At 71.0% G+C, this 25,115-nt stretch carries 18 protein-coding genes and 1 pseudogene; 4 read left to right on the forward strand and 15 right to left on the reverse strand.

What is annotated here, in order from left to right; all coding sequences use genetic code 11:
- Nucleotides 1-246: 246 nt before the first annotated feature.
- Nucleotides 247-681, reverse strand: coding sequence for an SMI1/KNR4 family protein (locus ACTOWY_RS38540; RefSeq protein ID WP_441314532.1), 435 nt, complete (start codon nucleotides 679-681; stop codon nucleotides 247-249).
- Complete coding sequence (locus tag ACTOWY_RS38545; protein ID WP_441314533.1) at nucleotides 668-1,108, reverse strand: DNA/RNA non-specific endonuclease; 441 nt, start codon at nucleotides 1,106-1,108, stop codon at nucleotides 668-670. The genes ACTOWY_RS38540 and ACTOWY_RS38545 overlap by 14 nt, the downstream gene beginning before the upstream one ends.
- Nucleotides 1,109-1,166: 58 nt before the next feature.
- Here ACTOWY_RS38545 and ACTOWY_RS38550 point away from each other — a divergent pair.
- Nucleotides 1,167-2,008, forward strand: a protein-coding gene (locus ACTOWY_RS38550) for an IS5 family transposase (RefSeq protein ID WP_441314534.1) whose coding sequence is annotated in 2 segments (ribosomal slippage) — nucleotides 1,167-1,517 and nucleotides 1,520-2,008 — 840 coding nt in all. Because the reading frame shifts where the segments join, the coding sequence is not laid out codon by codon here.
- A 229-nt stretch (nucleotides 2,009-2,237) separates the two neighbouring features.
- Here ACTOWY_RS38550 and ACTOWY_RS38555 read toward each other — a convergent pair.
- Complete coding sequence (locus tag ACTOWY_RS38555; protein WP_441314535.1) at nucleotides 2,238-3,185, reverse strand: cold-shock protein; 948 nt, start codon at nucleotides 3,183-3,185, stop codon at nucleotides 2,238-2,240.
- A gap of 223 nt (nucleotides 3,186-3,408) precedes the next feature.
- Between ACTOWY_RS38555 and ACTOWY_RS38560 the strand changes: the two genes are divergently transcribed.
- Complete coding sequence (locus ACTOWY_RS38560; RefSeq protein WP_441314536.1) at nucleotides 3,409-3,618, forward strand: hypothetical protein; 210 nt, start codon at nucleotides 3,409-3,411, stop codon at nucleotides 3,616-3,618.
- A gap of 105 nt (nucleotides 3,619-3,723) precedes the next feature.
- Here ACTOWY_RS38560 and ACTOWY_RS38565 read toward each other — a convergent pair whose 3' ends face one another.
- The 3 genes from ACTOWY_RS38565 to ACTOWY_RS38575 all read right to left on the reverse strand — a co-directional run bounded on the left by ACTOWY_RS38565 (nucleotide 3,724) and on the right by ACTOWY_RS38575 (nucleotide 5,323).
- The gene (locus tag ACTOWY_RS38565; protein ID WP_441314537.1) at nucleotides 3,724-4,338 is read right to left on the reverse strand and encodes an NAD(P)-dependent oxidoreductase; all 615 of its coding nucleotides are present in this window, start codon (nucleotides 4,336-4,338) and stop codon (nucleotides 3,724-3,726) included.
- 95 nt (nucleotides 4,339-4,433) lie between these two features.
- Nucleotides 4,434-4,823 carry a nuclear transport factor 2 family protein gene (locus tag ACTOWY_RS38570; protein ID WP_441314538.1) on the reverse strand — a complete coding sequence of 130 codons (390 nt, stop codon included), beginning with the start codon at nucleotides 4,821-4,823 and terminating at the stop codon, nucleotides 4,434-4,436.
- A gap of 17 nt (nucleotides 4,824-4,840) precedes the next feature.
- Entirely contained in the window at nucleotides 4,841-5,323 is a 483-nt protein-coding gene (locus ACTOWY_RS38575; protein ID WP_441314539.1) for a nuclear transport factor 2 family protein, read from the reverse strand.
- Between the two features lie 173 nt (nucleotides 5,324-5,496).
- Between ACTOWY_RS38575 and ACTOWY_RS38580 the strand changes: the two genes are divergently transcribed.
- The gene (locus tag ACTOWY_RS38580; RefSeq protein WP_441314540.1) at nucleotides 5,497-6,336 is read left to right on the forward strand and encodes a helix-turn-helix domain-containing protein; all 840 of its coding nucleotides are present in this window, start codon (nucleotides 5,497-5,499) and stop codon (nucleotides 6,334-6,336) included.
- 220 nt (nucleotides 6,337-6,556) lie between these two features.
- Here ACTOWY_RS38580 and ACTOWY_RS38585 read toward each other — a convergent pair whose 3' ends face one another.
- The gene (locus ACTOWY_RS38585; protein WP_441314541.1) at nucleotides 6,557-6,799 is read right to left on the reverse strand and encodes a hypothetical protein; all 243 of its coding nucleotides are present in this window, start codon (nucleotides 6,797-6,799) and stop codon (nucleotides 6,557-6,559) included.
- Between the two features lie 378 nt (nucleotides 6,800-7,177).
- Between ACTOWY_RS38585 and ACTOWY_RS38590 the strand changes: the two are divergent.
- Nucleotides 7,178-7,501, forward strand: a pseudogene (locus ACTOWY_RS38590) (lysine 2,3-aminomutase); the annotation flags it as partial.
- Nucleotides 7,502-7,624: 123 nt separating this feature from the next.
- Here ACTOWY_RS38590 and ACTOWY_RS38595 read toward each other — a convergent pair.
- The 8 genes from ACTOWY_RS38595 to ACTOWY_RS38630 are packed head-to-tail and all read right to left on the reverse strand — an operon-like array spanning nucleotide 7,625 to nucleotide 25,115.
- A complete protein-coding gene (locus ACTOWY_RS38595) occupies nucleotides 7,625-8,653 on the reverse strand; it encodes an ABC transporter substrate-binding protein (protein ID WP_441314542.1) in 1,029 nt (342 codons plus the stop codon).
- Between the two features lie 31 nt (nucleotides 8,654-8,684).
- Entirely contained in the window at nucleotides 8,685-9,629 is a 945-nt protein-coding gene (locus ACTOWY_RS38600) for a methionyl-tRNA formyltransferase (RefSeq protein WP_441314543.1), read from the reverse strand.
- A gap of 32 nt (nucleotides 9,630-9,661) precedes the next feature.
- Entirely contained in the window at nucleotides 9,662-10,699 is a 1,038-nt protein-coding gene (locus ACTOWY_RS38605) for a FecCD family ABC transporter permease (protein ID WP_441314544.1), read from the reverse strand.
- A gap of 2 nt (nucleotides 10,700-10,701) precedes the next feature.
- The gene (locus tag ACTOWY_RS38610) at nucleotides 10,702-11,724 is read right to left on the reverse strand and encodes a FecCD family ABC transporter permease (RefSeq protein ID WP_441314545.1); all 1,023 of its coding nucleotides are present in this window, start codon (nucleotides 11,722-11,724) and stop codon (nucleotides 10,702-10,704) included.
- A gap of 8 nt (nucleotides 11,725-11,732) precedes the next feature.
- A complete protein-coding gene (locus ACTOWY_RS38615) occupies nucleotides 11,733-12,677 on the reverse strand; it encodes a TauD/TfdA family dioxygenase (protein WP_441314546.1) in 945 nt (314 codons plus the stop codon).
- Nucleotides 12,674-20,209, reverse strand: coding sequence for an amino acid adenylation domain-containing protein (locus tag ACTOWY_RS38620; RefSeq protein ID WP_441314547.1), 7,536 nt, complete (start codon nucleotides 20,207-20,209; stop codon nucleotides 12,674-12,676). Before ACTOWY_RS38620 ends, ACTOWY_RS38615 begins: the two co-directional genes overlap by 4 nt.
- Entirely contained in the window at nucleotides 20,209-24,870 is a 4,662-nt protein-coding gene (locus ACTOWY_RS38625) for an amino acid adenylation domain-containing protein (protein WP_441314548.1), read from the reverse strand. Before ACTOWY_RS38625 ends, ACTOWY_RS38620 begins: the two co-directional genes overlap by 1 nt.
- Nucleotides 24,867-25,115 (reverse strand): MbtH family protein, encoded by a 249-nt coding sequence (locus ACTOWY_RS38630; RefSeq protein ID WP_441314549.1) that lies wholly within the window; start codon nucleotides 25,113-25,115, stop codon nucleotides 24,867-24,869. The genes ACTOWY_RS38625 and ACTOWY_RS38630 overlap by 4 nt, the downstream gene beginning before the upstream one ends.

A 25,115-nucleotide genomic window follows, 5' to 3' on the forward strand; every position in this document is an offset into this window, starting at 1 on the left:
CGCCAGTCAACTTCAGACGCGCCCTCGACGTCACCGAAGAACTCCCAAAGCTCACCAACACCCGCCACGATCCCGCCTCGTCACACTGGATGCATGAGAAACAGGTGATCGTTCACCTTGAGAGCCGGATACTTCTCACAAAACTCACGGTAGTCCGTAGGCAAAGTAGTGCCAAAATCGGCTTCCAAGACGGACCAGTCGACACCCCCAGGAGCCCCTGGAACATCTCCGAAGAGACCCCGCAAGTCAGGCGAACCCATCCACTACCATTTTATGCTCGCAATAGGTGTCGTAACCGACCACAATTGTCCACTCATCCGGATCGCCGCGAGTCTTCCAGAACAGGTAGGCGCCATCCACATCGTATCCCCACGGCAGAATGCCGCCGTCGTCCGGAAACACCGGGAAAGGCACGCTTTCAGGTACCAGTTGTACGGTAGCTCTAATGCCCTCCAGTATGGCCGTCGATGACTCTATCAGGTTTCCACCATCGACATCCGACCTCGGATGGAGGATCGTGATAAACCCGTTGATCTCAATCGCCGGATAGTTCAGACAGAAGTCCTTGTAGTCATCCGGAAGTCCTCTTCCAAGCTCAGTTTCAACCTCGACCCAGTCGATAGTTTCGGGCGCGCCCGGCACATCACCAAAATAATCCCGCAACACATCAGCACCGGCCACGATTCACCGCTCCCGCAGTTCTGGAATTCTCGATTCTGACATCAATACAGAACCCGCCACTACCAATTGCATACATATCGACATACTTAGGCCGAAGACCGGAATTCTCATACACTGGCACAACCTGATAGTAGACCTCCTCGCCTGAGCCCAGTGCGCGAGCTGTCATTTTCTCATACAGACCCATACCATTCGGCGCCAGGTTTGCTGCAGCATGTAGCGTCACGATGTTCTCATTCTGCTCAGTCCCGCCAAACATGTGCGCAAGCAGGTGCCCACGATGGAAGGCGTATCCCTTCATGCGTCGCGGGTTGTCGTCCGGCCAACCGGGGGGCGCGAAGTCACGTCCCTCCCGAGTCTCCTCGTTGAGTGGCCCCGGGCACAGAACCGCGACAGCGCCGGTTGGCCGCTTAAGACCTGGTCTCAAAACTTAAGGGTGTGTCACTGCGTAACCTGCCGGTCCTGGTCGTCGATCGTGGGCAGTCGTGGCGAAGACGACACAGCAGCGGCGGGTCGAAGACCGGCTCTGGGAGCTGATCGAACCCCTGATCCCGTCCCGACCAGCGCCGCGCGGTCCGGGTGGGCGGCCCCGGATCGATGACCGTGCCGCGTTAGAGGGGATCTTGTTCGTGCTCGACACCGGCTGCCGCTGGCGAGACCTACCCGAGCAGCTCGGATGCGGTTCCGGGCACACCGCGTGGCGGCGGTTACGTGAGTGGCAGGACGCCGGCGTGTGGGACCGGCTGCACCAACTCGTGCTCGACGAGCTGTCCAACATCGACGAGCTCGACTGGACCAGAGGCTGCATCGACGCGGTGTCGGTGCAGTCGAAAAGGGGGGCGAGCTGACCGGCCGCAGCCCCACTGACCGGGGTAAAGCCGGCTCCAAGTACCACGTTCTGTGCGACGCGAACGGGCTACCGCTGCACATCATGTTGTCGGCGGCAAACACCCACGACAGCATGCTGTTCGAGCCACTGCTGGACACGAACCCGACCGTGCGCGGCCACCACGGCCGGGCGGGCCGGCCACGATGCCGACCGGACAAGCTGCACGCCGACAAGGGCTACGACTACCGCCGCTGCCGCCGCTACCTGACCCGCCGCGGTATCAAGGTCCGTATCGCCCGGCGCGGGATTGAGGGCAAGTCCCGCCTCGGCCGGGTCCGCTGGGTCGTCGAACGCACCATCTCCTGGCTGCTGCGGTTCAAACGCCTCGGGCTGCGCTACGACCGGACCGAACGCACCACGCTGGCGCTACTCACGCTGGCCTGCACCGTGATCAACCTCCGCCGGCTCATAAAGATCGAGCTCTGCGACCAGGTCTAACGCATCCATTCACTCGTTTGGGATACATCGGTAGCTCTGTGTCGTTGGGTGGGGGTGACTGGTGAGCTTCTGAGCGCAGAGCAGGTCCTCGGGTCGGCACGGGGCCCCGTCACCACGAGGGAGATCGATCTCCTGGAGGAGGCTGCAGCCGCGTTGCTGACGGCACCATCGCCGGGGATGAACGAGCACTCTCGTCGGGAAGTGATCAGCCATCGGTGGGGCCGCCTCTTCAGAGGCGTTCGATGCGGTCGGCCTGCGGGCCCCGGTCGCTCTGACGCACCGCGTACCGGACCCGGTCACCCTTCTGCAGCGGCTCCGACCCCATGATCACGGACACGTGGGCGAAGAGATCGTCGCCGCCTGCGTCCGGGGTGATGAAGCCGAAGCCGCGGTCGCCGTCGTAGCGCGCGACGACGCCCTCGCCGCCTCGTACGGGCACGTCCCGCGCCGCCGGCCCTGCGGCCGCGGCAGGTGCCGACCGCTGCGGCGCCGTCTGGGGCTCGGCGCCCCGGACCAGGTGCACGTCGCGGGCCTGCGGGCCCTTGTCTCCACTAGCCACCTCGTAGGCGACGCGGTCGCCCTCCGCGAGCCACGTCAGCCCCTCGGCCAGGGCCCGGGCGTGAACGAAGACGTCCCCGGCGCCGGAGTCGGGGTTGATGAAGCCGAAGCCCTTGTCCTCGTCGTACCAGGCCACCGTGCCGTCGGCACCGTCCGCGATGCCAGCCGCAGCGGGTGAGCCTGCCCCTGCTCCCAGCGGGATCACGTGCCCGGCCTGCGGGCCGCGCTCGCCTTCGACGATCAGGAAGGCCACCCGCTGCCCCTCGGTGACCACGCCGCCGGTCACGATGGCGGAGCTGTGCACGAAGATGTCGGCGCCGCCGCCGTCCGGCGACGCGAAGCCGTACCCCTTGCCCGGCTCGTACCAGTTGACGGTGCCGAGCAGGCCGACGGCGCTGCCGGTGGCCGCATCGGCGGTGACGCGAACGCGCAGCGCCTGGGGCCCGCGGTCGTTCTCGCCGACCTCGAACACGACGGCCTGACCCTCGCGGAGCACTTTCGCGCCGCCGTCCCCGACGATCTCGGAGGCGTGCACGAACACGTCCGGCGAGCCGTCCTCGGGCGCGAGGAAGCCGAAACCTCGTTCGGCGTCGAACCAACGGACGGTCCCCTGCGGCATCAAAGGCTCCAGGTTGAGAGGGCGGGCACTGGCCCCCAGTCTCTCTGACAGACCTCCGGTCCGTCGGGCCGGGCCCACAGGCGGGCGGTGCGGAGCCAGGGGCGGGCCGTTGGTTCACCTAGCGACACGCCGAGTTTTGAGACCAGGTCTGAGCTGCGCCAGTCCCTGACCGGAGCACCACAGGAGGGGATCCCCCGCCGCCACCCGGGATCCCCTCCGCCCGGTGGCTTCGACCGGCCTGCGTACGCGAGGTGACTCGGAAGATCCGGGCCGCGGCGGCCGCCTGGCCGGTGGAGGTCAGCGGGAGAACTGCCGGACCGGGATTGAGCTGGAGGACGCTGCGGCGCCGGACCGGCGGTACCCGCACTACGGCCCGATCACCTCGCTGCCGGAGACCGGGCGGCAGTGGTGGAGCGAGCACCAGAACGGCTGACCAGCCGTCGATTCGAGCCCCGAAACCGGGCAGCCTGGAAGTGGACCAGCTCGGTTGCGTCCACAATGGACAGATGAGCGCAGCGCCCCGGCGGCAGGCAGATCGTCAGCGCGTGAGCGGGACGGCGATCTGGCCGGGGAACCGCGGGTTCTCCGCTTCGTCCAGCATCGCGGCGGCAACGGTGTCCCGGCTCACCATGATGCGGAAGATGCTCTTGGGGGAGGCATCGAGGCCGACGGTGCGCCGGGACGGGCTGATCGGTTTGTTCGACAGGGGCCCGGCGTGGAAAACCGTTCCGCCGGCTTCAGTGACCAGGGCGTCCGACTCGACCTTGTCGGCGACCTCCGCTCCGAGTCCGCTGAGGATCAGCCGGTTGAGCGCGCTTGCCACCGCGGCCGAGGGGCCCGTGCCGTAGGCGCCCAGCCAGATGATGCGGGCACCCGAGGCCACCGCCGACCGGGCGCCCGCGGTCAGCACACCCGGTTTTGTCCCCTTGGGCACACCCAGTCCGGACAGCACCAGTTCACTGCCTTCCAGCGCCGAGTCAATCTCGTCAGTGTGGAACACGTCCGCGACGATCTTGGTCAGCCCCGGGGCGTCCGGAACGGTGATCCGGTCCGGATTGCGGGCGATGGCCCTGACGATGTGGCCACGTTCGAGTGCCTGCCGGGTGAGGGAGAGTCCGGTCGGGCTGGACGCGGCGAGAACGGTGAGGTGCATGAAAATCTACTCCTGGGGGGTCAGTGCAAACGATGTTTCCAGTTCGCGCGCCGCCGCGCGGGGGCCGGTTCGTCCCCTGCTTACCGAGTCGGATTTCAGTCGAGGATGTTCAGCTGTGCCGATGCATCCGGGGCATCGACCGGATCGAGGTAGAAGCGGACCGCTCCGGCGCGGCCGTCCTCGACCCGGATGATGACCGTGCCGCGGATGGTCTCGACGACCCCGTCGGCCCGCGTGCCGATCATCTCCCACTCCGTCCACACCCGGTCACCGTCCACCACGGAGTCGATGACCCGGGCGTCCAGGCCGTTTGAATACCGGGCGAAGATCGTCGTGTAGTTCGCGCGAACCTGGTCGGCACCGCGGAAGGAGCGAGCAGGGTGCACCGGCATCACGCAGTCGAAGTCGTCAGTGTAGTTGACCACCAGCTTTTCGACGTCACGTTCGGACATCGCCGCGGCCATTCGAAACGGAACGGCGCGCACTTCCTCGGTAGATGCACTCACTTCTCGCCCGCCTTGTCCGCAGACCCCTTGGCGATCGCGTAAAGCCCGGGGTTGCCCGCGAAAGGGGCTTTCCGCACGACGCGGATGCGCCGCAGCCGCCATTCATCATCGACCTGCCGCAGGTCGATGAACCAGAAAGCACGCACGACGAGCCAGTCGACCTCGTCGGCGGGAACGTGGTGGTGGGCCACCACAAAACTCCGGTAGACGGCGTGGTCACCCTCAACCTCGACGATGACGTTGGAGGTCGAGTGGTGAGTGCTCTGGAACCCTTCCAGCACCACCCGGCTGGCGACCACGAAATCATCGGCACTCAGTTCCTGCGCCGGTGCGCCCAAGTGCTCGGAGACGTCCATCGTGACGGTTTCGGCGAGAACCGCACGCAGACCGTCCCAGTCCTTCAGATCCTGTGACCAAGCGAAACGGGCCACGGTCTCGGCGACAGCGACCCGGTCGGCAAGGCGGTTGACATCGGTCATGACAATTCCTTCATCGAGAACACGGTCAGCAAAACATGGAGAGAGGAGCGCGTGTCAACGCAGATTCGCGTGCGCCGTCTCCGCCTTCCCGGTGACCATTCTTCCGGGTTTCGGCCGCCGTAGCGGGGGCCAAGTTGTCCCCTGCTGGCGGATGCCGCTGATACTGTTCGGCCATGTCGGACGCGAGCACTTTCGGAACGGTGTTGCGGGAGCGACGTGAACGCACCCGACCCGAACAGGTGGGTATCGCCGGTCACGGCCGCAGGCGCACCGGCGGCCTGCGCCGGGAAGAGCTCGCCGAATTGGCCGGCGTGTCGGCAGATCACCTGAAACGCATGGAGCAGGGTCGCCGGCATCCCTCTCCCGGCGTGTTGAACGCCCTGGCCCGAGCACTCCGGGTGAGCAGGGCGGAGTACGAGCACCTGTGCACGCTGGCCGGTTACGCGCCGGTGGAAGGGCGGGTGCCCCGCCAGCTCAGTGATGGCGCGCGCCGGCTCGTGGACCGGATCGCGAACACTCCGGTGTGCGTGCTCGACGCCACGTGGACGGTCGTCGGCTGGAACCGGGCCTGGGAGGCGCTGGCCTGCGGGGCGCCCTCGCGCCACCCGCGCGAGGGCAACATCCCCTGGCGGGTGTTCGTCGGTCAGGGCGGCCAGGTGCTGCGGCCGCCGGGTGAGGACGCGCGCTTCCAACGCCTGCTGGTGGCCGAGCTGCACGCGGCCTCGACCCGCTACCCTGCCGACGAGGACCTGGCCTCGTTGACCGCCGACCTCCGGCGCGCCAGCGCCGTCTTCGCCGAGCTCTGGGCGAGCACGCCCACCGCCGGGCAGCACGACAGCCGGATGCTGCTGCGGCACGAGGATCTGGGGCAGTTCGCACTGGACTGCGACACCGTCCACATTCCCGACGGCGACCTGAGGGCGGTGGTGTTCACGGCAGACCCGGGCTCGACCGAGGCCACGTCGCTGACCGAGTTCCTGCTGGACGCCCGCAGCGCGCAGGCCGGCCAGTGAACGGCTGGATCGAGCGCATGAGCGGTCGCCGCCGCACCGGGAATCGCCGAGCAGCAAGGGTGTGGCGCGTTCGGCGGAGCCGGTGCTCGTAGCCACGGCTGCCTCAGCGTGTGAGGTTGCCGGCCCTCGGCTCGTCTGGGCGCGGTGCTGCCAGCCGCTGGAACTCCTCCTCGGAGATCGGGAGCACGGTGTTCCCGAGCAGCATGTCCGTTGCCGGCTGTCAGCCGTCCGGTGTCCACAGCTCGTATTCGAGTTCGTACGGGTTCGGCAGGCGCTTGGCCAGGAAGACGGCTTTGCTGAGATCGTAGAAGTCGTCCTTTTCGCGGAAGACTGCTCGGTAGTCGTGGGTGTGGCCGCGGAAGGCGTGCGATCTCCCCATGAACGCGGCGACGTGGCGTGCGCTGCGGAAGTGCGGCTCGCCGAGTTCCACCACCCACCAGCCGGACTCCAGCCGCCCGAGCACCTCGGTGTGTTGCCGGCAACGCGAGGATGCCGACCAGCCTGTCCGTCGTCCCCGCGTGTGCGGGGGTGGTCCCCGGCGGACCTGAGCACCCGGGCAGGACATCCTGTCGTCCCCGCGCGTGCGAGGGTGGTCCCCTGCCCGCGGACTGGATGCGGCCCCTGCTCCCGTTGTCCCCACGTGTGCGAGGGTGGTCCCACGCCGACGGCCCGGAGAGGGCGCGCCTGCTGGTCGTCCTCATGCTTGCAGGGGCTGGCCCGTTGAACGTCAACGTGTCCGGGTTGACACGCCCAACTCTGTGACGGCCCACAGACGGCCCCATGATCACCTAACAGGTCCAAAACACAAGTTCAGCACCCTTCCAGCTCTACTTCACTGATCATGTGCGACATGATCCCCAACGCCGAGCACTGGCGGGTCGCGGTGTGGGAGGCCATGGAGCTGCAGCACGCGATCATGGGCTACCTGCCCGGGTACGCCACGCCGCGGATCGTGTGCGATGTGCCGTATGTCGGGAAGCGGTGGGTGCACCAGATCTCGGAGTACGACCGGGAGCGCGGGATCTCCTACTGGACAAAGAACTACCGCACGGGGATCGAGCTGCAGGACCCCGAGGCGCTGGACCGGCGGTACCCGTACTACGACCCGATCACCAGCCTGCCGGAGACCGGTCGGCAGTGGTGGGCCGAGCACCAGAACGACTGAGCACGGCGGTCGGTTGGGCCCCTATCTTGGGCGGCCTGTTGGGCCGCCAGCGTGGACCGGCCCGTGGCGCGGTGTTTCCACCGTGTCGCGGGCCGGTCCGCCGCCGGAGCCCGAAGCGGGGTGTCAGCGCAGCTTCTGCTTGATCAGCGGGACCAGGGCGTCCACCGCGTACGGGATGCTCAGCACCGAGGCCGCCGACAGCGCCAGGCCCACGTTCGGGTCCTCCGGATAGACCATGCGCCCCTCGGCGTTGGCGGCCATGCGGGCGATCTGCGGGTACTGGGCGAAGGCGTCCTTCATCGGCATGCCCTGCTGGCTCAGCACGATGACCACATCCGCGTTGGCGTTGGCCAGGGTTTCCGCGGAGACGTCGACGAAGTAGTCGTTGGTGCCCAGGCCCTTGACGAACGGGGACGGGACCAGGCCCAGGGCGGTGACCACCTGCATGCGGGTGTCATTGGGGGTGTAGACGCCGACCTTGCCAGCGTAGGCCAGCAGGATCGAGACCGTGCGGTCCTTGAACGACGGGTTGTCCTGGGCGGCCTTGCGCAGGCGCTCCTCGGTGGCGGTGATGAGCGCCTTGCCCTCGGCTTCCTTGCCGACCGCCTTGGAGATCAGTTCGGTGGACTGGCGCCAGGACACCTGGTTCGGTTTGACGCCCTTGGGCAGGCCGACCGTGGTGGTGATGCCGGACAGGGTGCGGTACTCGTCTTCCTTGCCCTGGGACTGGACGTTGACGATGAGGTCGGGTTCGAGGTTGCCGACCTGCTCGAAGTTCACCGGCGGGCGGAAGAACTTCGGCGTGCTGCCGCCGAGGGCCTTCTCGGCCCAGACACCCACGCCGCGGGTCATCTGCGGGACGAACTGGTGCACGCCGACCGGGACGATGCCCAGGGCCAGCAGGACATCGTGGTCGGTGCGGCCGAGGGAGAGCACCCGGGACGGGGCCTTGTCGATGGTCACCTGGCCGAAGCCGTCCTCCACCGTGACCGGGAACTTGCCGCCGCCGGGAGTGCCGGCGGGAGGCTGGGTTTCCTTCGGGGCGGACTCGGCGCAGGCGCCCAGCAGCGCGGCCGAGCCCAGTGCGGCGGCGCTGACCGAGAGGAACCGCCTGCGGCTCAGGCGGGACGGGCCGGGAGCGGGATTGTTCATGGATCACCTTGTCGGGTAGGAAGAATTCCGGTCAGGGTTGTGGGGTGAGGTAGCCGCCCATGGTGGTGAAGTACTCGGTGGCGGCGTGGGTGATGCCGTCCTCGGTGCGGACCTCTTCGATCAGCAGGCCGTGGTTGCGGCCCCGGCGGGCATCGGCTCCCGCGACGATGACGATGCCGTTGGCTTCCTTGATGAACACGCGTCCTGGAGTGCCGCCGTAGCGGCCTTGTGACACCGAGGCCTTGGTGATGCGCAGGCGGTTGCCCTTGTGGAAGGTGAAGGCGTTGGGGTAGGGGTCGCACTGGGCGCGGATGAGGCGGTCGATCTCCTCGGCGGTCCAGGTCCAGTCGATAAGACTGTCCACAGTGGACCGTTTGTGGAAGAAGGACGCCTTGGTCTGGTCCTGGGGGGTGAGGGTGGGGCGGCCGGCGGCGATGGCGGCCAGGGCCTCGACGACGATCGGGCCGATCAGGTCGACGGTGCGGTGGAACAGGTCGGTGGTGGTGTCCCTGGGGCCGACCGGGATGGCGCGCTGGGCGACGATCGGACCGGCGTCGAGGATCTCGTCCATCATGTGCGCGGTGACGCCGACCTCGGGTTCGCCGTTGATCAGGGCCCAGATCAGCGGGGAGAACCCGGCGTAGGCCGGGAGCAGGGAGTCGTGCACGTTGAGGGTGCCGTGGCGGGGCAGGTCGTAGATCTCCGGCGGCAGCCAGGTGCGCCAGTTGTTGGCCACGTTGATGTCCGGGTCGGCCTCCTTGAGCCGGGACACCAGCTCCTCATCGGGCCGGTTGGCCAGCACGACCGGCACCCCGTGCTCGGCGGCCAGGTCGGCGACCGAGTCGTCCCAGATCTTCTCGTAGGCATGGTCGCTCTTGGGATGGGTCACCACCAGCACGACCTCGTGTTCGGACGCCAGCAGCGCGCGCAGGGTCCGATGCCCCCAGGTCTGGTACCCGAACATCGCGACTCGCATGCGTTCTCCCTCTTTCTGTGCACGGCGCGCGGTCAGCGCGGCCGTCTGATGTGGACGATCAGCAACCAGGCCAGGTACAGCCCGCCGATCGCCGCGGTGCCCACGCCGACCGGCAGCTGGACGGGTGCCAGGGCCCGCTGGGTGAGCAGGTCGCTGGCCACCACGATCACCGCGCCCATCAGCGCCGAACTCGCCAGGCCGGGGGTGGCCGCGCGGGCGAGTCTGCGGGCCAGTTGCGGGGCGGCCAGTGCGACGAAGGCGACCGGGCCCGCGATGGCGGTGGCGATCGCGACCAGGGCGACGCCCAGCAACAGCAACGCCAGCCTGCCCCGGCCCACCGACATGCCCAGGGCCTTGGCGAGTTCGTCGCCGAGTTCGAGCTGGGCCAGCCGTCTGCCCTGGGCCACGGTGAGCGGCAGCAGCACGGCCAGCACCAGCAGTGGCGGCAGCAGGGTGTCCCAGCGGACCTCGTTGAGGCTGCCGGCCAGCCACCGGTGCGCGGCCTGGGCGTCCACGATGTCGGCCCGGGTGAGCAGGTAGGCGTTGACCGCTTCCAGCAGGGCGTTGATCCCCACGCCGGTGAGCACGATCCGGTACCCGCTGAGCCCGCGCCGGGCGGCCAGCAGGTAGATCACCAGCGCGGTGGCCAGGCCGCCGCCGAAGGCGCCGAGCGCGATCTGGGTGGAACCGCCCTGCAGCGCCAGGATCACCAGCAGCGCGCCGGTGGCGGTGCCGGTGGAGAACCCGATCAGATCCGGACTGGCCAGCGGGTTGCGGGCGGTGCTCTGGAACACCGATCCGGCCAGGCCCAGGGCCAGGCCGACCGCGACCGCGGCGAGCAGCCGGGGCGTGCGGAGCTGGTTGACGGTGTACTCCAGCCCCTTGGGCCCGTTGCCGAAGATGGTGCTCAGCACCTCGGCCGCGGTGGCCCGGTAGGTGCCGGTGAGCATGGTCCACAGGCCGAGCGCGAGCAGGGCCAGCACCAGCAGCGCGGCCACCCACAGCGCCCGGTTGTGCCAGCGCAGCGAGACCCGCCCTGCCGGGGAACGCAGCACCCGGTGTCTGGTCATGGTCACAGCGTGGCCACCTGCCGTCGCTGGATCAGCGCGAGGAAGACCGGCACGCCAAGGAACGCGGTGACGATGCCGACCTCCAGCTCGCCGGGCAGGGCGATGATCCGGCCGATGATGTCCGCGCCCAGCAACAGGATCGGCGCGAGCAGCAGCGAGTAGGCCGCCACCCAGCGCTGGTCGGGGCCGGTGATCAGGCGGGCCACGTGCGGCACGGTGAGACCGACGAACCCGATCGGGCCCGCCGCCGCGGTGGCCGCCCCGCACAGCAGCGCGACCGCGACCGCGGTGACCAGTCTGGTCCGGCCGAGGTGCACGCCAAGGGCGCGGCCGGTGGTCTCGCCGAGGGCGACCGCGTTGAGCGGGCGGGCCATCAGCAGCGCGAGCAGGATGCCGATGGCCAGGACCGGGCCGAGCTGCCAGACCACGTCGATCTTGCGTCCGGCCAGTGAACCGACCGCCCAGAACCGGAACTGGTCCAGCCGCTGCTGGTCAAGGAAGAGCAGCACGGTGACCAGCGCGCCCAGCGCCGCGGTCAGCGCCACTCCGGCCAGCACCAGCCGGTCCGGGCTGCTCGCCCGGCCCGCCGAGCCCAGCAGGTACACCGCCACCGACACCGCGCCCGCGCCGAGGATGGCGAAGTAGACGTAGGCCGAGGGGCTGCTCACGCCCAGGGTGATCGCGAGCACCACCGCGGTGGAGGCGCCCGCGTTCACCCCGAGCAGCCCGGGATCGGCCAGCGGGTTACGTACCAGCGCCTGCATCAGCGCCCCGGCCAGCCCGAGCGCGGCGCCCACGAGCAGGCCGAGCACGGTGCGCGGGATCCGGACCTCGTGCACGGCGAAGGCGTCATCGCCGCCGTCGTCCTGCCAGAGCAGCTGCCACACCGAGGACAGCGGGATGTCCCGCGCGCCAACGGAGATGCTCAGCGCGCACAGCAGGACGAGCGCGGCCACGGCCACCACGAGCCCACCCCAGCGCACGGCCCCGCCGCGGGATCGCGCGCTGGGGTCGATCGGGGTCACCGCAGCGCTCACCCGGCGGCCGCGAAGGCCGCGGAGGACTCCCCCATCGCCACCGCGATCTTGCGCGGGCCGGTGAAGGGCTCCCGTCCGTGCGCGACGAGCATGTTGTCCACCAGCACCACATCGTCCCGCTGGTAGTCGAAGCGGGTGCTGGCCGAGCGGTAGGCCTGGCGCAGGTGGTCCACCACATCGTCGGGGATGGTGCCGCCGTCGCCGTAGTAGGTGTTGCTGGGCAGGCCGTCCTCGCCGTAGATCTCCAGCATGCTCTCCCGGATCTCCGCGGGCAGGCTGCTGTTGTGGAACAGGACCACGTGGTTGAACCACACCTCGGCGCCGGTGACCGGGTGCCGGTGGATCGGCTCGCGCACCGCGCGGGTGCGCAACCCGTTGTCCGGCTGCCATTCCGCGTGCAGGCCGCCGGTGGCGCACTGGCGTTGCACCTCGGCCCGGTCCTCGGTGCCGAAGACCTGCCACCAGCGCAGGCCGATGTCGTTGCCGTAGTTGCGCACCACCGACCACTTGCGGCCGCGGAACTCCTCGCGCACCGCCGGGTCGATGGCCTCGTGGACCGCGCGCACCGAGGCCAGCGGGGTGGCGCCCTGGGTCTCCGGCGGGGTGACGCAGTGGAAGTAGAGCACCATCGGCCACACGGCCTGGTAGGACATCTCGTTGTGCAGCGGGATCTCGGCGTTGGCCGGGTACTCGGTGGAGGTGTAGACCTTGCCCTTGATCACGCTGCGCGGGCTGGACTGCTCGGTGTAGGTCAGTGGCGCGCCGGAGAACTCCTGGACACACGCCTCGAACCCGTCCACTCCGCCGACGGCGAAGCCGCGCAGCAGCAGCGCGCCGTGCTCGGTGAGCTTGCGGCGCAGTTCCGGCCGGTGCGCGGCCAGGTGCGCGGCCGCGGAACCGCCGTCGCCTTCGACGACGAACGGGATCTCGGGGGCGGTCATCGGATCGACTCTCCTGTCTGCTGGGCGTAAGCGCCGAGAATGTCCTGCCACCCCAAGGTGATCGCCGCGACGGCGGCCGGGGCCAGGATGGTGTGCGGGTGGGTCCACGAGGTCCGCAGCCGCGGTCCGTCCGGGGTGTCCTCGATGATCGCGGTGACGTCCAGGGTCACCGCGAGTGGCAGGCCGTGCTGGGCCGCGCGGCAGGCGGCGGCGGTGTCGAACTCCGGTGACCTGGTCCACAGTCCACCGGTGACCGGGGTCCGGCCGAGGTAGTTGAACCGCAGCCGCGGCGCCGGCAGATCGCGGAGCTTGTCCGCGGTGTCCGGGTCGAGGTGCCGGAGAATCCCATAGCCCAGACCGCGATCCGGCAGTGCGGCAAGGGTTTCGCCGACGCGGCGGGCCAGCGTGGCCAGGTCGCCGCCGGTGGTCTCCACCAGCAGCGGGTGCTCGGCGGTGAACCAGCCCACGGTGCGGGCGAGGTCCGTGCCGGGCACGGCTTCCTCGTGGCGGCCGTGGCGTTCCAGGCTCAGCAGCACTGGCCCGGGATTCGCGTGGTGCCGGGCGATCGCGCCTGCCAGTGCGGCGATGAGCAGGTCGCTGACCGGCACCCCCTGGTCGCGGGCGGTGTCGAGCAGAGCCGTGGTGAGCGGGACCGGCAGGGTGCCGACCTCGGTGCGGGCCTGTGCCCAGGTGTCGCGGGCCGGGTCGAGCGGGCGTTCGCCCAGCGGCGGTTGCGCGGTGGCCAGCATGGCCTGCCACCGCGGCAGTTCCGCCGCCCGGCCGGGTTGCCCGGCCTGCTCGGCCAGGGCCATCGCCCACTGCCGCCAGGAGGTCGCCGCCGGTGCCAGTTCCGGTGGCGCTCCCGCGGTGACCGCGGCCCAGGCCTGGGCGAGGTCGTGGGTGAGCAGCCGCCAGGAGATGCCGTCGACGACCAGGTGGTGCGCGAGCACCAGCAGCCGTCCGGGTTCCGCGCCCGCGTCGAACCAGACGAGTTGCAGGGTCACGCCGCCCGCCAGGTCCAGGCGGGCCAGGGCGCGGTCGAACTCGGCCAGCGGGTCCGCGGTGGCTTCGACCCGGCGAACCAGGGATGCCGCGGTGACCGCGCCGCGGGGCAGCACCTCCAGCACCGGTCCTGGTGTGTACCGGGAGCGCAGCGCGTCGTGCGTGTCCACAATGGACTGAGCTACCGCGGCGAGACCGTCGCCGGGCAGTCCGGGTGGCACGATCAGCCAGGCGGACTGGGTGAACCGGTCGAAGTCCCCGCCGCGTCCGGTGACCTGATGCAGGATCGGGGTCGCCGGAGCCAGGCCGATCGGATCTCCCGCCGCGGCGGGTGTGGCGGGTGTGGCGGCGGCCAGCGCGGCCACCGTGGGGTGCTCGAAGACGTCTCTTGCGGTGATCGACAGTCCGGCCGCGCGGGCCCGGCTGATGAGCTGGACGGAGAGGATGCTGTCCCCGCCGAGGGCGAAGAACGAGTCGTCCACGCCTACCCGCGCCACGCTGAGCAGGTCGGCGAACAACGCGCACAGCACCCGTTCCGCCTCGGTGTCCGGGGCCCGGTAGCCCGCGCCGGCGAAGGCGGGTTCGGGCAGTGCGCGGCGATCGACCTTGCCCGCCCTGGTCAGCGGCAGCGCGTCGAGCAGGACCAGCACGGTGGGCACCAGGTATCCGGGCAGCCGCTGGTCCAGCCAGGCCCGCAGGGCGGTCTCGGTGAGCCCGGCCTCCACCGCGCAGTAGCCGATGAGGTGCTGTGCCCCGCCGGGGGCCTGCCCCACGGTCACCGCGGCCTGGCGGACGGCGGCGTGGGTGGCCAGGGCAGCCTCGATCTCCTCCAGCTCGATCCGCCTGCCGCGGATCTTGACCTGGTTGTCCGCGCGTCCCAGGAATTCCAGCCGTCCGTCCGCTCGCCACCGGGCGAGGTCGCCGGTGCGGTAGAGCCGGGCGCCGGGGGTGAACGGGTTGGCCACGAACCGGGACGCGGTCTGACCGGGATCCAGCAGATAACCGCGGCCCAGCAACAGGCCACCGGCGTACAGCTCGCCGGGCACCCCGGCCGGGACCGGGTTGAGCGCGTGGTCGAGCACGTAGAGCTGGGTGTTGGGGTTGGGCACGCCGATGGTCATCTCGCCGCAGTCCTGGCCGGGCGGGTAGGACTCCTGGCTGACGCCGATGGTGGCCTCGGCCGGGCCGTAGCCGTGGATGACGTGGCAGTCGTGCTTGGCGCGCAGGCGGCGGAACAGCTCGGGCCCGAACACCTCGCCGCCGCACCACAGGTGCCGCAGCGAGGCGGCCTGTTCGGCGAAGCGGTCCAGCCGGACCATCGTGTCCAGCATCGAGGAGACGATGTAGGCGAAGGTCACCCGGCGCCGGGCGATCAGGCCGAGCAGGTACTCGCTGTCGCGTTCGCCGCCGGGTTCGGCGATCACCAGGCGGGCGCCGGTGACCAGGGGCAGGAAGATCTCGTTGATGGAGATGTCGAAGCCCAGCGGGGCCTTGAACAGCGCGGCGTCACCGGGGCCGAACTCCAGTTTGCCCTGTTGCCACCGCAGGCGGGCGCAGATCGCGGTGTGCACGATCATCGCGCCCTTGGGCGTGCCGGTGGAGCCGGAGGTGTAGATGACGTAGGCCAGCGAGCGCGGGTGCGCGTGCGGGTGCGCCGGATCCAGAGCCGGGCCGCGCAGGCAGTCGGCCAGGGTGGTGACCCGGACTCCGGCGGGGGCGATCAGCTCGTCGGGCTGCTCGGTGAGCACCGCGGCGAGTCCGGCGGTGGCGCAGATGCCGGTGATCCGTTCGGCAGGCCAGGCCGGTTCCAGGGGCACGAACGCGGCCCCGGCGCGCAGCACGCCGAGCAGGGCGGCGATCAGCTCGGGTGAGCGGTCCAGGTGCAGGCCGACGATGTCCTCCTGGCCGATGCCCTCGGCGAGGAGGTGGTGCGCGACCTGGGCGGCGAGCCGGTCGAGTTCGGCGTAGGTCAGCGTGCGGTCGCCGGATTCCACCGCGATGGCATCCGGTCGCCGCCGGACCTGGTCGGCGACCAGTTCGGTCAGGGTGGTCTGCACGACCGGTTCGGCGGTGTTGTTCCACTCGTGCAGGATCCGCTGCCGCTCGGCAGGCTCCAGAATGTCCACAGTGGACAGACGGGAGGCCGGGGAGTCGATCAGGGCGGTGAGCACGCGCAGGTAGCGCTCGGCCAGCGTGGCGGCGGTGGCGCGGTCGAACAGGTCCTCGCTGTAGCGCAGTGCCAGGGTGATCCGGTCGGAGCCGGACTGGTCGTCGAAGTCGAAGGACAGGTCGAACTTGGCCGATCGCAACGGGTTCGGCACCCGGCTGACCTCGATGCCGCCGTCCCAGCCGGGGATGTCCGCGCGGTGCTGATAGGACACCATGGTCTGGAACAGCGGGTGCCGGGCCGGGGAGCGTTCCGGGCCGATCAGGTCGACCACCCGGCCGAAGGGCAGGTCCTGGTTGGCGTAGGCGGCCAGCGCGGTGTCCCGGACCCGGTCCAGCACCTCGCGCAGGGCCGGGTCGCCGCTGAGGTCGTTGCGCAGCACCAGGGTGTTGACGAAGAACCCGACCGCCTCGGTCACGGCCTCCTCGGTGCGCCCGGCGATCGGGGCCCCGATCGGCAGGTCGGTGCCCGCGCCGAGCTTGTGCAGCAGGATCGCGGCGGCGGCCTGCGCGGCCATGAACTCCGTTGCCCCGCACCGGGCGGCCAGTGCGCGCAGGCCGCGGGTGAGTCCGGCGGGCAGCACGAGTTCCACCACACCGCCGCGCTGGCCCGGCACGTTCGGCCGCGGCCGGTCGGTGGGCAACGGCAGCTCCGCGGGCAGTCCGTCCAATGTGGAGGACCAGAAGGCGGACTGCTGGGCGCTGACCTCGTGCCGCTCGTCGAGCAGTGCGCGCTGCCAGAGGGTGTAGTCGGCGTACTGGACCGGCAGTGGCGCGAAGTCCGGGGCGGCCCCGGTCGCCCTGGCGGCGTAGGCGGTGGCCAGATCGCGCAGCAGCGGGCGGATGGACCACTCGTCGGCGGCGATGTGGTGCAGCACCAGGGACAGCACGTGCTCCCGCGCGCCGAGGCGGAACAGCCGGGCGTGCAGGGGTGGTTGTCCGGCCAGCCGGAACCGGTGCTCCCGGTCGGCGTCGAGTGCGGCTGGCAGGTCCGCCTCGGCGAGGTCGAGCACCGGCAGGTCGCGCCAGGCCAGGCCGATGTCCAGGACCTGTTGCCGGGGCACGCCGCCGGTGGCCGGGAAGATCGTGCGCAGGGTTTCGTGCCGGGCCTGGATGTCCCGCAACGCGGCGTTGAGGGCGGTGACGTCCAGTTCGCCGGTCAGGCGCAGGGCGACGGGCACGTTGTAGGTGGCGTTGGGGCCGTGCAGCTCGTCCAGGAACCACAGTCGTTGCTGCGCAGGGGACAGCGGCACCACCTCGGGCCGGGGTGCGGGCCGCAGGGCGGGTCGGCGGCGTTCGCCGAGGCGGCGGGCCAGCCCGGCCGCGGTGGGGGCCTCGAAGACGTCCCGGATGGACAGTTCGGCGGCCAGCGTCGAGCGGACCTTGGCGATGAGTCTGGTGGCCAGCAGGGAATGGCCGCCGAACTCGAAGAAGGAGTCCTCCGGGCCGACCCGGTCCAGGCGCAGGACTTCGGCGAGCAGGCCGCACAGGGCCTCCTCGATCGGACCGGCCGGGTCGCGGGTGCTGACCTGGGCGGCGAAGTCGGGGGCGGGCAACGCGGCCCGGTCGAGTTTTCCGTTGCCGGTCAACGGGAACGCGTCGAGCCGGACGAAGGCCGACGGCAGCATGTGCTCGGGCAGGGCGGCCGCGAGGTGCGCGCGCAGCCCGGCGATCGGGAGGTCGCTGGGCAGGACGACGTAGGCGATCAGGGCGGCGTCGCGGGCGATCACCACGGCCTGGCGTACCGCGGGGTGGGTGAGCAGCACTGCGGTGATCTCGCCGGGTTCGATCCGGAAGCCGCGGATCTTGACCTGCTCGTCGGCGCGGCCGATGAAGTCCAGTTCCCCGGCCGGGGTCCAGCGCGCCAGGTCGCCGGTGCGGTACAGGCGTTCGCCGTCGCCGAAGGGGCTGGCGATGAACCGGGTGGCGGTCAGGCCGGGCCTGCCGAGGTAGCCGCGGGCGAGCTGGTCGCCGCTGACGTAGACCTCGCCGGTGACCCCTGGCGGCACCGGCGCCAGGGCGGAGTCGAGCAGGTGCACGCCGAGACCGGGCAGTCCCCGCCCGATCGGGCTGGCCGCGCCCGCGCCGCCGGGCAGGTCGGTCACCGTGACGTGCACGGTGGTCTCGGTGATGCCGTACATGTTGACCAGCCGCGGCCCGTCCGGGAACCGCTGCTGCCAGCCGACGAGCCGGGCCGGTTCCAGCTGCTCGCCGCCGAGGATCACCGTGCGCAGGGCCAGCGGCCGGTCGTCGGCGCTGGCGGTGTCGGCGAGCTGGTAGAAGGCGCTCGGGGTCTGGTTGAGCACGGTGACCCGGTGTTCGACCAGCAAGTCGAGGAAGTCCTCGGCGGAGCGGGCCACGTCCTTGGGCACCACGATCAGGGCGCCGCCGGTGGTGAGCGGCCCCCACAGCTCCCACACCGAGAAGTCGAAGGTGCAGGAGTGGAACAGCGTCCACACGTCGTCGCCGCCGAAGTCGAAGTGCGCCTCGGCCGCGGTGAGCAGGGCGACCACGTTGCGATGGCTCACCAGCACGCCCTTGGGGTGGCCGGTGGAGCCGGAGGTGTGGATGAGGTAGGCCGGATCGTCCGGGTCCACCAGCACGGGCACCGGGGTGCCTGGCGGGTCCTCGGCGGTGATCCGCAGGGTGGGCAGGCCGGTCGGGAGGTCCAGGGCGCCGGTGGTCACCAGCGCGGTGGGGCGGGCATCGGCCAGCAGCAGCCGGATGCGGTCCTCGGGGTAGTCCGGGTCCAGCGGCAGGTAGGCGGCCCCGGCCTTGAGCACGCCCAGGACCGCGATCACCAGCTCCGCCGAGCGGGGCAGGGCCAGGGCGACCAGGTCGTGCGGGCCGTCGGCGAGCAGGCGCTGCGCGAGGTGGTCGGAGCGGGCGTCGAGTTCGGCGTAGGTCAGTTCGGTGCCGCCGAAGACCACCGCCACCGCCTCCGGGCTGCGCAGCGCCTGCACCTGGAACAGCCGGTGCAGCGTGGTTTCCGGCACCGCGAGGGCGGGTGACTGCCAGTCCCGGGTGAGCAGCCGCCGCTCGTTCTCGGTGCGGATGTCCAGGCCCGCCAACGGTGCGCTCGGGCGGTCGGCGAGGAAACGCAGCACCCGCAGCAGGCGGTCCGCGATCGCGCCTGCCTCGGCACCGGTGAGCAGGTCCGGCTGGTGCTTGAGGGTCAGGTTCAGGGTGCCCGCACCGGGTTCGACCATCAGGGTGACCGCGTAGTGGGTGGCGATCGGCCGGGTGGTGGCGGTGGCGGTGAGGCCACTGGCGCGCTGCAGGTCGGTGATGCCGGAGCGGTCGAACGGGAAGGACTCGAACACCGTCAGCGTGTCGAACAGCTCTCCCCCGGTGAACCCGGCGGCGCGCTGGATCTCGGTCAGGCCGAGGTGCTGGTGGTCCAGCAGGTCGCTCTGCCCGGCCTGGACCCGCACCAGCAGCCCGGCGGCGGACTCGGCCGGGTCCAGCGTGATCCGCACCGGCACGGTGTTGATGAACAGCCCGACCATGGATTCCACGCCCGGCAGCTCCGGTGGCCTGCCTGCGACGGTCGCGCCGAAGACCACGTCGTCGCGGCCAGTCAGCTTGCCCAGCAACACACCCCAGGCCGACTGCACGACCGTGTTGAGGGTGACGCCGTGCGTGCGGGCCAGCGCGGTCAGCCGCCCGGTCAGTTCGGCCGGGACGGTGGCGGTGACCTCCTCGGGCAGCACCGCCCCCGCCGCACCGGCGCGCGGGGCCAGCAGGGTCGGCTCGCTGACGCCGGCCAGGGCGCGGGTCCAGGCACGCAGCGAGGCCGCGCGATCCTGGCCGTTGAGCCAGGCCAGGAAGTCCCGGTACGGGCGCACCGGCGGCAGCGGCCCGGTGTTCGCGTAGAGGGTGAACAGGTCCTTCATCAGCAGCGGGGTGGACCAGCCGTCCAGGATCAGGTGGTGGTTGGTGAGCACCACCCGGTGCCGCTGCGGCGCCAGCGTGATCAGCTGGAAGCGGATCAGCGGTGGCTGGGTCAGGTCGAACCGGTCGGCGCGGTCGGCGGCCAGCATCCTGGCCAGTTCGGCCTGCTGTTCGGCCTCGGTCAGCGCGGACAGGTCGAGTTGGGTCCAGGGCGCGGTGACCTCGGCGAGCACCACCTGGACCGGGTCGCCGAGGTCCTGCACGAACGCGGTGCGCAGGCAGCCGTGCCGGTCCACCAGGGCCTGCGCGGCCCGGCGCAGGCGGTCGGCCGCCAGCGGGCCGTCCAGGTCGAGCACCAGCTGGGCCACGTACACATCGGCGCCCTGCTCGTCGTACTGGGCGTGGAAGAGCAGGCCCTCCTGCAGCGGGGTCAGCGGCAGGACGTCCTGGATCCGGGATCGCGGGGCCATCAGCGCGCCCACCTCGACTCCAGCGAATCCAGCTGGGACTGGTCCAGGGAGACCAGCGGCAGGTCCGAGGGGGTGTGGCCGCCGCTGCCGGGGTCCTCGGCGTGCCGGGTGATCGCGGTCAGCGCCGCGTTCCAGCCCTCGGCGATCTCGCGCACCTGCTCGTCGGTGAACAGGGCGGCCGGGAACATCCAGTGCGCGGTGAGCACCGGCCCGTCCGGCCCGTTCTCGGTGAGCGCGTTGACCACCAGCGGCACCGCGGCCGGCATGTCCGGGTCCGAGCCCGCGCTGAGACCGCCGGGCACGACGGTCCAGTCACCGCCGCTGACCTGGTCGAAGCGGCCGAGGTAGTTGAAGGCCAGTTTTGGTTCGGGCAGTGCGGCGAATCCGGCCGCGGTGGACTCGTTGAGGTGGCGCAGCATGCCGTAGCCCAGGCCGTGGTCGGCGACCTCGCGCAGGGTTTCCTTGACCCGCTTGATCGCCTCACCCGCCGCCGGGCCGCCAGCGAGAGCGTCTGCAATGGACAGTCCGGCGAGGTCGAGCCGGACCGGGTGCTGGCTGGTGAACCAGCCGACCGTGCGGGCGAGTTCGGCGCCCTCGACCACCTGTTCCTGGCGGCCGTGGCCTTCCAGGGTGAGCAGCACGGAGGGTTCGTCCTGGCCGCGATCGGCCCGCCAGCGGGTGACCGCGAGGCCGAAGGCGGCCAGCAGCACGTCGTTGACCCCGGCGTAGAAGGCCGCGGGCACCGTGCTGAGCACGGCGGCGGTGATCTCGGTGGGCAGTGTGCTGCTGACGGTGCGCACGGTGGACCAGCGGTCCCGCACCGGGTCCAGCGCGCGGCTGCCGGGTTCCGGATCGGGTCCCCGCAACACCGACTGCCAGCGTTGCAGCTCGGCGACGCGTTCGGGTTTCCCGGCCGCGGCGGCCAGGCCCTGGCTCCAGGCGCGGAAGGAGGTCGGCACCGGTTCCAGGGTGATCGGGCGATGCTCGGCGACGGCCTGCCAGGCCTGGGCGAGGTCGCCGGTGAGCACCCGCCAGGACACCCCGTCGATGGCCAGGTGGTGCACCACGAGCAGTAGCTGACCGGGCTGGCCTGCGTGATCGAACCAGACGGCCTGCACCATGATCCCGTCCCGTGGGCGCAGCCGGGACCTGGCCTGTGCCAGTTCCCGGGCCACCTGCTCGGGGCCGTCCGCGGCGGCGGCCACCCGGCGGGTCACCGCGGCGGCGGACAGCGTGCCCCTGGCCGGGATGTGCAGGGACAGGTCCCCGCTCAGGCGGGCACGCAGGGCGTCGTGCTGGTCGAGCACGGCCTGCAGCACGGTGTGCAGCTGCGTTTGTGCCAGCGCCGGGATCTCCAGCAGCGCGGCCATGTGGTGGTGGGACAGCAGCGCGCCGCGTTCGGCGAAGGAACGCATGATCGGCGTGGCCAGGACCGCTCCGGTGCCCTCGGCCAGGGCAGGCGCGGCCGCGGGCGCCTGCGCCTGCTCGGCTTTCGCGGCCGCGATGGCCGCGGGGGTGCGCAGGCTGAACACATCACCCGGGGTGAGCCGGATGCCCGCGGTGCGGGCCTTGCCGACCAGCCGGATGGCCACGATGCTGTCGCCGCCCAGTTCCAGGAAGGACTCCTCCGGGCCGACCCGGTCCAGGCCGAGCAGGGTGGCGAACAGCTCGCACAGCGCGCGTTCCAGTTCGGTGGCGGGTTCGCGGCTCTCGGTGGCGGCGGCGACCTCGGGCGCGGGCAGCGCGCGGCGGTCGGTTTTGCCGGAGGGGTTGAGCGGCATGGCGTCCAGGACCACGAACGCGGCGGGCACCAGGTAGTCCGGCAGCATCGCGGCCACGTGCTCGCGCAGGGCCGCGGTGTCCGCGGTGGCCCCGGCGGCGGGCACCACGTAGGCGACCAGCCTGCGGGCGCCGGGACCGTCCTCGCGGGCGAGCACCGCGACCTGGCCGACCGCGGGATGCCCGGCCAGCACCGATTCGATCTCACCGAGTTCCACCCGGAAGCCGCGGATCTTGACCTGGTCGTCGGCGCGGCCCAGGAAGTCGATCGCGCCACTGGGCAGCCAGCGCACCAGGTCCCCGGTGCGGTAGAGCCGTTGCCCGGCGGCGAACGGGCTGGCGATGAAGCGGGTGGCGGTCAGCGCGCGGCGGCCGAGGTAGCCGCGGGCCACCTGGACACCGCCGACGTAGAGTTCGCCGACCACGCCCACCGGCACCGGGCGCAGCGTGTGGTCCAGCACGTAGACCGAGGTGTTGTCCACCGGCGAGCCAATGGCCACCGGTCCGGCGGGCAGGTCGCGGGCGGTGCCCAGGCCGTGCAGCAGACAGCCCACGGTGGCCTCGGTCGGGCCGTACTCGTTGATGATCTCGAAGTTCTCGTGCGGGGCCCGCCAGCCGGACAGCGCCTCGCCGTGCAGGGCCTCGCCCGCGATCACCAGCGTGCACTTGGAGCCCGCGTCGGCGAAGCGCACCGACTCCAGCAGTGGCAGGTGGCTGGGGGTGACCTTGAGGAAGGTGGTCGCGCCGGTGGCGCCGACCAGGGCGTCGAGGGAGTCCTCGCACAGTTCCAGGGTGCCGCCGGTGATCAGCGGTCCGTACAGGGGCGTGACCGAGAAGTCGAAGGACACCGAGGAGTGCATCAGGGTGTGCCCGGCCAGGCCGGGGAACTCGCGCACCGCCCAGGCCAGGTGGTTGCGCAGCGCGTCCTGGGTGATCACCACTCCCTTGGGCACGCCGGTGGAGCCGGAGGTGTAGATGACGTAGGCGGGGTTGTCTGGGTGCAGCGGGCGGACCCGGTGTGCGTTGGTCGGATCGGTGTCCGGGAACCCGGCGCTCCCGTCCTCCAGCAGCAGCACCGGCAGGCCCTCGGGCACTGGCAGCGCGGTGGCGGCGGTGCTCAGCAGCAGGACGGGGTCCGGGTCGGTGAGCATCAGGCGCACCCGGTCCGCCGGGTAGGCCGGGTCCACCGGCAGGTAGGCGGCACCGGCCTTGAGCACGGCCAGCGTGGCCACGACCAGCTCCGCGGACCGCGGGATCGCCAGCGCGACAAGGTCTTCCGGGCCGACTCCGCGCGCGGCGAGCCGGTGCGCGAGCCGGTTGGCGCGGGCGTTCAGCTCGGCGTAGCCGACCGAAACGCCCTCGCACACCACCGCGATGGCCTCGGGGGTGCGCCGGGCCTGGGCCTGGAACAGTTCGGGCAGCAGGGTGCCGGGGTGCTCGACCGCGGTGGCGTTCCAGGTCTCGACCAGTTCCCGTCGTTCGGCTTCGCCGAGCAGCGGCAGCCGGTCCACCGGGGTGGCCGGGTTCGCGGTCGCGGCGGCCAGCAGCGCGTCGAAGTGGCCGAGCAGTCGCTCGATCACCGGGCGCGCGTCCGGGGTGGCCGGGTAGTTGGCCTCCACGGTGAGGTCCTCGCCGGTGACCTCCACCGCCAGGGTCAGGTCGAAGCGCGCGCTGCCGTTGCTCAGGTGCCGCTTGGTCGCGTGCAGCCCGTGCGCGGCGAAGACGTCCAGAATGGGGCTGCGCAAGGACAACACCAGGTTGAACAACGGTGCGCCCGCGCGCAGCCGCCGCGGGTCGGCGGCCTTGGCGATCTGGTCCAGCTCGACGTCCTGGTGCGCGTACCCCCGCACACACGCGGTGCGGGCCTTGGCGACCAGCTCGGCGAAGCTCTCCCGGCCGTTCACGGTGACCCGCAACGGAATCGTGTTGCCGAGATAACCCATGACGGTGTCCGCGCCCGCGACATCGCGGTTGACCACCGGCGCGCCGATGAGGAAGTCGGTGGCGCCGGTGTAGCGGTAGACCAGGGCCGCGGTCGCGGCGTAGAGCACCATGAACGAGGACACGCCCTCGGCCTGGGCGAAGGCCCGCACCCTGGCGCCCGCCCCGGCGTGCAGCAGCCGGGCCTGCTCCTCGCCTGGCTGGTCCGCGGCGATCATCCGGCCGCCCACCGCGGGCAGGTCGATGAGTTCGGGCAGCGGGGCCAGCGCCTCGGCCCAGTAGGCGGCGCCCTCGGCGCGGGCCTCGCCGGCCGGCGCGAGGTCGGTGTACTGGAGCCCAGGCCCGGCCTCCACGCGTGGCGCGCCGGTGCTGATCCGGCGGTACCCGGCCAGCAGCTCGTGGAAGAACAGGGTGGTGGTGCCGTCGTCCCAGGCGATGTGGTGCCCCACCACGACCAGCGTGCAGGACAGCGGGGAGGTGCGGATCAGCCGCACCCGCACCGGGGCCTGGGTGGCCAGGTCGAAGACGTGCCGGGCGGTCTCCACCGCCAGCGCGTCCACCTCGTCGGCCGCGGCCTCCCGCCAGTCGAAGGACAACGGCAGCCGCTCGTGCACGACCTGCACTGCGCCCGCGTCGGTGGCCCGGTAAGTGGTGCGCAGGATGTCGTGCCGGTCCGCCAGCGCTTCCAGCGCGGCGCCCAGGGTCTCCTGGTCCAGGGCCGAATCGAGGTCGAAGGCGATGAACACGTTGTAGGCCACCGTGTCCGGCGTCAGCTGCTGCACCGACCACATGCGCTGCTGGCCGGGGGAGAGCGGGAACTCCGAACCAGCCGGGGTGCGCTTGGATTCGGTGGGCCGGGTGCTCAGGTTGGCCTCGGCCAGCTTGCGCCGCAACAGTTCCCGCCGGGCCGAAGCCAGATCCTGGGGTGCCTGCGAAGTCACTTCCGGGGGCCCTTCGTGCCGGGGATGTCGACGGGGTGGGCCCGGCCGTCCATGGCCTGGGCGAGGCTGCGCGGGCGCAGGTCCGTCCAGTGGATGTCGATGTAGTCGGCGCAGGCCTGCTTGGCGCCCTCGCAGACCACGGTCCAGCCGTCGGGAACGGGGATCACGACGGGCCACAGCGAGTACTGGTCCTCGTCGTTGCGCAGCGCGAAGAACGCGCCGTCCTGGTCGTCGAACGGGTTCAC

The sequence above is a fragment of the Crossiella sp. CA198 genome (assembly GCF_052078295.1).
Classification (GTDB): domain Bacteria; phylum Actinomycetota; class Actinomycetes; order Mycobacteriales; family Pseudonocardiaceae; genus Crossiella.